Here is a 6,868-nt window from a genome sequence, read left to right on the forward strand (position 1 = left end):
ATCCTGTGTTTCGAGTAAAGAAATTATTTATTTTCAAGATGAACCCTTAGGAAACCTAGACAAGGTTAATTTTAATCCTGAAACGGTATTTAAGCCTAACGATTTACTTTCGATATATGTTTCTGGACCAGATGCAGAAACAGTGCGGCCATTTAATCTACCTATTTTTAGCACTACCACTTCCTCCGTCTATGTGCAAGGTGAAACTAGAATGCAAACCTACATCGTTGATTTAGAAGGGAATATTGAGTTTCCATTCTTAGGTACCATAAAAGCAGGTGGATTAACTCGAGCTCAATTAACAACCTATCTAAAAACAAGAATATCAGAACTTGTAAACGATCCAATTATCAATGTCAGACTTACCAACTTCACAATTACCATACTTGGAGAGGTCAATTCTCCTGGAACATTTACCGTTGAAGATGAAAAAATATCACTTTTAGAAGCTCTAGGTATGGCTGGAGATTTAACCATTCATGGTAAAAGAGAAAATGTTTTTTTAATTAGAGAGCAAGATGGGGTAAAACGCTTTACAAAATTCGATCTAACATCTATTAATGTATTAAACCAACCTAATTTTTATTTGGAACAAAACGACGTTATTTACGTAGAACCGAATTCGGCTAAAATACGTTCAGCTTCCTATAATCAAAATTATGTAATTATTATATCTGCAGTAGGCACTTTAGCAACTATTGCAGCTATATTAATAAGATAATTGCTTTATTAAGAAAAATATGAATCAAAATAATGGTTTCAAAGAAATAGTAATGCCTTACATGTATAAGTGGAAGTTTATAGCCTTTTGTGTTATTTCTGCACTTGCACTTGGTTTTATTTATCTACGCTATGCAGATTACGAATATCAAGCTACTGCCAAAATTAAAATTAAGGAAAATGAGAACAACAATAGGCTCCCAGAAATCTCTCAAATGCAAAATTATGGCCTGTTTAGAAGAGAAAGCAATAATGTTTTGGATGAAATTGAGGTCATAAAATCCAGGGAAATTATTGAACAAGTCGTAAAAGACCTAAAATTCAATATTCAATATTTTGTTGAAGGCCGTGTGAAAGCTTCCGAAGCGTTCGTTGATCCTCCTTTGAATATCAATTTTAGTGCATCAGATTCCATAATTCACAAGATAGATACTACGTTTAGTATAAAGATTCAATCAGCACACAACTTTCTTTTAAAAGGAATTAATTTTTCAGAAAAATTCTCTTTTAAAAATCAAGAAGATACAGAACAGGATGATGAGGGCACTGTTTATGCTTTTGGAGAAAGTATTCCAACAAGTTTTGGTGCAATTACCATTACCCCTAGAATTGGAGAATCTACAACTAAAATCGGATCTAATATTAAAATTAAAATTTCGCCTATTAGCAAGGTAATAAGTAAGTATAAAAATAATCTTATTATCTCTAACCAAGAAATGTCTAGCATTATTACTTTATCCATAAATGATAATGTGGCTGAAAAAGCAAGTCTGTTTTTAGATAAGCTCATTGAAAAGTATAATGAAGATGTTGAAAATGACAAAAAAATGGTTGTGGATGCTACATCTAAATTCATTAATAACAGATTAGAAATTGTCACTGACGAGTTAGGAGATGTCGATTTAAGTGCTGAAACCATCCAAAAAACAAATAAATTAACCGATTTAGATACCCAATCTAATATTTATTTAGAAAGTGAACGACAAAATGAAAATAGATTGGTTGAAACTGCCATGCAAATCCAGTTGATAGATTACATGAATCAACACATTGCAAAAGATGAAACAGATACCAAACTATTACCAGCAAACATAGGTATTGCAGATGGATCCATCGAGCAAATAACGCAACAATATAACAACCTTGTATTAGAGAAAAATAGACTTTTAAAGAATTCTAGTGAAAAAAATCCAACCATTGTAAATTTAACCACCCAGATTAATCAGTTAAAATCAAATTTAACCCAAAGCTTAACTAACATGAAACGGACTAACGAAATGAATTACAGTTCGTTAGCGGAAGAAAACAGAAGAATTGGTTCCAAAATATATTCTGCACCAAAAAAACAAAGACAGTTTAGAGATATTCAACGTCAACAAAATATTAAAGAAGGACTTTATTTATACCTCTTGGAAAAACGTGAAGAAGCTGCTATTACTCACGGCGTAACCTCGCCTAATGCCAAAATAGTAGATATGGCTTTTGCATCTAATAAGCCTGTAGCTCCAAAGCCACCAATAATTATTCTTACCGCTTTAATTCTTGGTTTTGGATTTCCTATTGTTTTAATTTATTTATTCAATCTGCTAGATGACAAAGTGCACAATATTAGCGATGTTAAAAAAGAAGTTACCATTCCTTTTCTTGGGGATATTCCTAAATCAAAAAAGAAAAATAATCTTATTTCCAAAATAGATTATACTCCAAAAGCAGAAGCTTTTAGAATGATTAGAACAAACCTAAAATTTTTACTTCAAAATATTGAAGATAGAGCAAAAGTGATTTTCGTTACCTCTACAACCAGTAAGGAAGGAAAATCGCATACAGCCATCAATCTAGCTTTATCGCTGTCTTTTACAGAAAAAAAAGTACTTTTAATTGAAACTGATATCCGAGTGCCTAAAGCCACCAATTATTTGAACGTTGATAATAATTTTGGGTTAACAAACTTTATTGGAAATAATAAAGTTAAAGTGAGCGAAATAATTAAGAAACGTGAAGACAACGAGTATTTTGATATCATCCCATCGGGAGTCATTCCTCCAAATCCAGCCGAATTACTCATGAGTAATCGCGTTCAAGAGCTTTTCGATGAGGTTTCAACACAATACGATTATATTATTGTAGATACGGCTGCTGTTGGTTTGGTTACAGATACTCTGCTAATTAGTAAATTCGCCGATTTATTTATTTTTGTTGTTAAAGCCGGTTATATCACCAAAAAACAACTACAATTGGCGCAACGTATGTACACCGAAAAAAGATTGCCTAGGATGAATATTTTACTAAATAGTGTAGACCACAGAAAAGGTTATGGCTATGGTTATGGCTATGGTACGAAGCCAGTTAAAAAAAGATGGTGGAAATTAGTTCGAAACTAGTTTTTTCTACGTGCTTTTTCTTTTGTTAATAACATAAGCTCTCTTCCTGTTTGCCCTGCCACAGAAGTGTTTTCTTCTGCTCTACGAATTAAATATGGAAGCACATCTTTCACGGGTCCGAACGGAACATATTTAGCCACGTTATAACCCAAACTAGCTAGGTTGAAGCTAATATGGTCGCTCATACCATAAAGTTGTCCAAACCATACACGATTATCATTTATAGCAATTCCTTTTTCTTTCATTAAATCCATAGCAAGATAACTGCTGGCTTCATTATGAGTACCACAAAAAAGAGAGATATGGTCTAAATTTTCAAGAATAAATGTAGCAGCTTCGTTAAAATTATCGTCGGTAGCTGCTTTACTTTCGCAAATGGGCGTTGGGTAATTATTTTTAATAGCGCGTTCATTTTCCTTTTCCATATAAGCCCCACGAACAATTTTATATCCTATATAATAACCATTTGCTTTAGCGTGTTCCAACTGCTTTTTTGCAAAATCCATACGGTCGTGGCGATACATTTGCAACGTATTATAGACAATAGGTTTTTCGGTGTTGTATTTTTGCATCATTCTAGTTACTAAGTCATCTACTGCATCTTGCATCCAACTTTCCTCAGCATCAATCAACAATTCAACATCCTTCTCTTTGGCTAACTTACATACTTTATCGTACCTTTCTTCTACCCGATTCCATAGTTCCTGCTCTTCAGGAGTAAAAGTCTTTCCTTCACCTTTCTTTTCATACAAATAAGGTTTCCCAAATCCTGTAGGTTTAAATACAGCAATAGGCATGGCCTCTTTTTTCTCAGAAAATTCAATTATCTCCAAAGTCTTCTGCATAGCAGCATCAAAAAAGGATTCAACTTCCTTTCCTTCCACAGAAAAATCCAACACGGAACTTACGCCTTTCTCATACATGGCATCAATTACAGGTAAACAATCCTTCTCATTTATTCCTCCACAAAAATGGTCAAAAACAGTTGCTCTAATTACACTATCTACTGGCAAGTTTGCTTTAATGGCAAAATTACTTAATGCTTTCCCTACCTTTACCAAAGGTTCGTAAGAAATCATTTTAAACAATAAATAAGCTCTGTTAAGTTCTGAATTGCTTTTTAACGAAAAAGCTATTTCAGTATTATCGAAAAGGCGTTCTGTAGACATAGTAAAAAATTAATCACAAAGATAATTATAGTATTGTTACATAATTACAAAAAAATACATAATTTTCGAGTCTTATTCTTTCAAATTTACTCATGAAATCAATTATAACCAGTTCTTATCCAATTCACTTTAATACAAGTTGTTACACAGAGTTAAACACGCATTTAAAAGCTTCTAACTACTCAAAAATATTTGTTTTAGTTGATCAAAACACACACGAACATTGTTTACCTCAATTTTTAAGTGGTCTTGAAACTCAAATTCACATAGAAATTATTGAAATTGAAGCTGGAGAAAGCAATAAAAGCATAGAAACCTGTTCTGGTGTTTGGCAAGTTTTATCTGAACTTGAAGCCGACAGAAAAAGTATTTTAATTAACCTTGGAGGTGGAGTTATTACTGATTTAGGAGGTTTTGTGGCCTCTACTTTTAAAAGAGGTATTGCTTACATTCATGTTCCAACTACTTTATTAGGGATGGTAGACGCCTCTATAGGCGGAAAAACAGGAGTTGACCTGGGACATTTAAAAAATCAAATTGGAGTAATTAATACGGGAAAAATGGTTTTAATAGACACCTCGTTTCTAACTAGTTTACCTCAAAATCAGATGCGTTCAGGGTTAGCGGAAATGCTAAAACATGGTTTAATTTTTAACGAGGCGTATTGGAATAAATTTACTGTCTTAGAAACTTTAAATCTGGACGATTTAGACCAATTAATCTATGAATCGGTTGAAATAAAAAAGTCCATAGTTGAAAAGGATCCTTTTGAGAACAACGAAAGAAAAACCTTGAATTATGGTCATACGCTTGGACACGCCATTGAATCCTATTACTTAAGTAACTCTAGCAGAATAACCTTATTACATGGCGAAGCTATTGCTATTGGTATGATATTAGCAACCTTTATTTCTACTAAATTAAGTGGTTTTCCATTTAATGAATGCGAAAATATAAAAGCAACTATCCTAGAAATATTTGGTCAAACTAAAATACAGGATGAAGATCTGAATCCGATTATCGACCTCTTGAAATTTGATAAAAAAAACGAGCATGGAAATATTAATTTCGTGCTATTGGAAGCCATAGGAAAGCCGAAAATTAATTGCTTGGTAGAAAATAACATTCTATTAGATGCATTCAAATATTATAATTCTTGATTTTCGTATTAAATAATTTGTAACTTTATAAAAATTGCTAAAGTTTAAGGCAGGTACTAATTATTAATTTTTAAACCCCTTTAGTAATGAAAAGAGTTATTGTAGATTATAAAAAACTAACACCAACACTTCTGAAATTACTTTCTGAGAAATTTCCGGATGGTTATTATGATGGTGATGTGATTACCTTCGATAACCATCAAAACGAGACCATAGAAGCTGTTGAGGTTAGAACAAAAGATTGTGTATACCTAGTTAAAGTTAGTAGCAAACTACATTATACCATGACTAATTTTGAAAGCATTGAAGAACTTGAGGTGGACGATTTAGGTCATGTTATTGTTAACGAAGATCTTAAATCTGAAGTCTTTAAGGACGAGGAAGAGGAATAACAATTGCATTCCTAAAATTAGGCTATCTTAACTATACAGGTGGTTCAAATAAATTTATATCTAGCTATTTTAAACGTCGAAAAAATCAGTTCATTTTGATGAAACCTTTACCCAAAACTTAAAGTTCCTTTTCATTTTTTCAAAACATCTTATCGTTATAGGATATTCATCATAAAAAAAGACTGCCTTTTCAAGCAGTCTTTAAATTATCTGTATAGAATTTATTTTTTAAAATTGGAAATACCTTCTTTTAACCAATCATAATATTGTTTAACATCTGGTGTGTAACCTACCGGGGCACTTATATCCTCACCTTCTAGATTCTGAATAATATAAAGTGGTTGTGCATTGGTGTTATACCTAGTTTGCTGAAATTCCAACCATTTTTGTCCATAGGTTCTAACTTTATTTCCAGTCAATTCCGATTCGTGTTGTTCTTCTATTGGTAATTTGGTTCTATCATCCACATATAAAGAAATAAGTACAATATCGTTATCCAACAACCCATAAATTTGATCTTCAACCCAAACCTGTTCCTCCATTTTACGACAGTTTACACAAGTTAAACCTGTAAAGTCTAACATGACTGGCTTATTTACTTTTTTAGCATAAGCCATGCCTTTGTCATAATCTCTAAAAGCTATTAAATCGTTAGGGCCAAAGTGGGCATCTTCTGGAAGATCTTTAGTTAAAAACTCTCCAGTAGTGCTGAATTGCTTTTTCATAAAACCAACACCATAAGGAGATTCACTATGAGAACTCATTGGTGGAGGGAAACCACTAATTAATTTTAAGGGAGCTCCCCAAAGTCCTGGAATCATATAGAAGGTAAAAGCGAATACTAAAATAGCCATACATAATCTACCTACAGAAAGATGCTCTAAAGGCGAATCGTGTGGCAATCTAATTTTACCTAATAAATACAAGCCTAGAGTTCCAAAAATAGCAACCCATATGGCTATAAACATTTCTCTTGTTAAGAAATGCCATTCTAAAACCAAATCGATCATCGATAAGAATTTAAAAGCAAATGCCAATTCTAAAAA

Annotated in this window: 6 protein-coding genes; 4 read left to right on the forward strand and 2 right to left on the reverse strand. The window is 32.6% G+C overall.

Annotated elements, in window-relative coordinates:
• Both VKY47_RS13630 and VKY47_RS13635 read left to right on the forward strand, forming a co-directional pair.
• Nucleotides 1-721, forward strand: a 721-nt coding sequence (locus tag VKY47_RS13630; protein WP_324313381.1) for a polysaccharide biosynthesis/export family protein, incomplete at its 5' end; no start/stop codon positions are given.
• A gap of 19 nt (nt 722-740) precedes the next feature.
• Nucleotides 741-3,101, forward strand: a complete 2,361-nt coding sequence (locus VKY47_RS13635; RefSeq protein ID WP_324313382.1) for a GumC family protein — start codon at nt 741-743, stop codon at nt 3,099-3,101.
• On the opposite strand, the gene VKY47_RS13640 is transcribed toward VKY47_RS13635, so the two are convergent.
• Nucleotides 3,098-4,270: a proline dehydrogenase family protein gene (locus VKY47_RS13640; protein ID WP_324313383.1), complete on the reverse strand. Its 1,173-nt coding sequence runs from the start codon at nt 4,268-4,270 to the stop codon at nt 3,098-3,100. The two genes, VKY47_RS13635 and VKY47_RS13640, sit on opposite strands and share 4 nt — an antisense overlap.
• Before the next feature lie 92 nt (nt 4,271-4,362).
• Between VKY47_RS13640 and aroB the strand changes: the two genes are divergently transcribed.
• Together aroB and VKY47_RS13650 are read left to right on the forward strand one after the other, a co-directional pair.
• Complete coding sequence (gene aroB / locus VKY47_RS13645) at nt 4,363-5,430, forward strand: 3-dehydroquinate synthase (protein WP_324313384.1); 1,068 nt, start codon at nt 4,363-4,365, stop codon at nt 5,428-5,430.
• An 86-nt stretch (nt 5,431-5,516) separates the two neighbouring features.
• Nucleotides 5,517-5,822 (forward strand): hypothetical protein, encoded by a 306-nt coding sequence (locus tag VKY47_RS13650; protein WP_324313385.1) that lies wholly within the window; start codon nt 5,517-5,519, stop codon nt 5,820-5,822.
• A gap of 221 nt (nt 5,823-6,043) precedes the next feature.
• Here the strand turns inward: VKY47_RS13650 and VKY47_RS13655 are convergent.
• Nucleotides 6,044-6,868 (reverse strand): thioredoxin family protein (locus VKY47_RS13655; protein ID WP_324313386.1); only part of this gene is annotated, 825 nt, incomplete at its 5' end.

Source organism: Xanthomarina sp. (assembly GCF_035306705.1).
In the GTDB taxonomy this organism is placed as follows: Bacteria; Bacteroidota; Bacteroidia; order Flavobacteriales; family Flavobacteriaceae; genus Xanthomarina.

Bases quoted from the DNA above. Each gene is read 5' to 3' on its own strand.
- VKY47_RS13635 (WP_324313382.1), top strand. From the start codon at position 741: ATGAATCAAAATAATGGTTTCAAAGAAATAGTAATGCCTTACATGTAT.
- VKY47_RS13640 (WP_324313383.1), bottom strand. From the start codon at position 4,270: ATGTCTACAGAACGCCTTTTCGATAATACTGAAATAGCTTTTTCGTTA.
- aroB (WP_324313384.1), top strand. From the start codon at position 4,363: ATGAAATCAATTATAACCAGTTCTTATCCAATTCACTTTAATACAAGT.
- VKY47_RS13650 (WP_324313385.1), top strand. From the start codon at position 5,517: ATGAAAAGAGTTATTGTAGATTATAAAAAACTAACACCAACACTTCTG.